The sequence below is a fragment of the Streptomyces atratus genome (assembly GCF_014648655.1).
Lineage (GTDB): Bacteria > Actinomycetota > Actinomycetes > Streptomycetales > Streptomycetaceae > Streptomyces > Streptomyces atratus.
In genome coordinates this window covers 1-2,192 of record NZ_BMRN01000153.1, presented here as the reverse complement: position 1 = coordinate 2,192, position 2,192 = coordinate 1, and the positions used below count along the sequence as shown (strand labels likewise).

At 71.1% G+C, this 2,192-nt stretch carries 1 protein-coding gene; it reads left to right on the top strand.

The annotated features are described in order from the left end of the window. Nucleotides 1-33 precede the first annotated feature (33 nt). Nucleotides 34-2,192: condensation domain-containing protein (locus tag IEZ15_RS43740; protein WP_189282490.1), on the top strand; the 2,159-nt coding region annotated here is incomplete at its 3' end.

The window sequence follows — 2,192 nt, the reverse complement described above, 5'->3', positions numbered from 1 at the left end:
GTCCCGCTGCGGGCCCTGTTCGGGACCCCGACCGTGGCCGGTCTCGCTGCCGGGCTGAGCGGCGCCGGACAGGCCCGGCTCGCCCTGACGGCCGGTGATCGCCCAGAGCGGATCCCGCTCTCCTTCGCCCAGCAACGACTCTGGTTCATCAGCCAGTTGGAGGGACCCAGCTCGACGTACAACATTCCGTTCGCCCTCCGCCTCGACGGCGGCATCGACCGGGAAGCGCTCGGCCTGGCCCTGCGGGACGTCATCGGGCGGCACGAGGTCCTGCGGACCGTCTTCCCGACGGCCGAGGACGGTGAGCCGTACCAGAGAGTCATCGAACTCGCGGATCTCGACTGGCAGTTGGAGTACGCCAACGTCTCGTCCGACGAGCTGGACGGCGCCGTCGCGACGGCCACCGCCCGAGAGTTCGACCTCACCTCCGAGGTGCCGATCCAGGCCGCCCTCTTCGAAGCCGGACCCGACAAGCAGGTCCTCGTGATCGTGATGCACCACATCGCGGGCGACGGCTGGTCGACGGCCCCGCTGGCCCGGGACCTGTCCACGGCCTACGCGGCACGGTCCGAGGGCAAGGCCCCCGAATGGACGCCGCTGCCGGCCCAGTACGCCGACTACGCGCTCTGGCAGCGCGAGCTGCTCGGCGACGAGGCCGACCCCGACAGCGTCATTGCCCGCCAAGTCACGTACTGGCGCAAGACGTTGGCGGACATCCCGGAGGAGCTGGAGCTCCCCTTCGACCGGTCCCGCCCGGCCGTCGCCTCGCACATCGGCCACCGTGTTCCCCTGGTCGTCCAGGCCGACGTACATGCCCGGCTGGTGGAGGTGGCGCGGGCCGAGGGCGTGACCACGTTCATGGTCCTCCAAGCCGCCCTGGCGATGACGCTCTCGCGCCTCGGCGCGGGTACGGACATCCCGATCGGCTCGGCGAACGCCGGCCGCACGGACGAGGCCCTCGACGAACTCGTCGGCTTCTTCATCAACACCCTGGTCGTGCGCACCGACCTCTCCGGCGACCCGACCTTCCGCGAGGTCCTGGGCCGGGTGCGGGAGGCGAGCCTCTCCGCCCTGGCCCACCAGGAGGTGCCGTTCGAGCGGCTGGTGGAGGAGCTGGCACCCTCGCGCTCGATGTCCCGACACCCGCTGTTCCAGGTCCAGTTGGACCTCCAGAACAACACCGAGGCCATCCTCGACCTGCCCGGCGTGCGGGCCGGGGGCGTCGCGGTCGCGAAGACGGCGGCCAAGTTCGACCTGGAGGTCCGGGTCTCCGAGGCCTTCGACGAGCAGGGCGCCCCGGCCGGGGTGTGGGGCTCAGTGGTCGCGGCGGCCGACCTCTTCGACCGGGAGACGGTCGAGGGCCTGGGCGAGCGCCTGGTCCGGGTGCTCGGACTGCTGGTCGCCGATCCCCGTACGCGCTTGAGCGCGGTGGACGTGCTCGGCGCGGACGAGCGGCGTCGGGTGCTCGTCGACTGGAACGACACGGCTGCCGACCTCGGCACGGTGCTGGTGCCGGAGCTGTTCGCGGCGCAGGTGGGGCGGACTCCGGACGTGGTGGCTGTTGTCGGGGGCGACGAGTCGGTTTCGTACGCGGAGCTGGACGCCCGCGCCAGCCGTCTGGCTCAGTACCTGGTCGGTCAGGGCATCGGCGCCGAGTCGCTGGTCGGCCTGTGCCTGCCGCGCGGGATCGACACGGTCGTGGCGATCCTCGCAACCTGGAAGGCGGGGGCTGGTTATCTGCCGATCGATCCGGAGTATCCGGCTGAGCGGATCGGGTTCATGCTCGCCGACAGCGGTGCGGCTCTGACGCTGACGACCGAGGAGATCCTGGACGATCTTCCGGCCGGCCGGAACCGCTTCGTGGCCCTGGATGGCGCGCTGGTCCGGATGCAGCTGGCGGCCGCGTCCGCCGAGTCCCCCACGGTCGGGGTCGATCCGCAGTCGCTTGCGTACGTCATCTACACCTCGGGCTCGACCGGCCGCCCGAAGGGTGTGGCTGTCACTCACAAGGGCCTGGCGAACTATGTGTCCTGGGCTGCGGACGCCTACCGCATGAATGGTGGCGGGGGTGCTCCGCTGCACTCGTCGCTCGCCTTCGACCTGACGGTGACCAGTGTTCTGGTGCCGCTGGTCACCGGCTCGGCGGTCGTGGCCAGTGAGGCCGGTGGCGCCGAGGGGCTGGCCGAACTGAT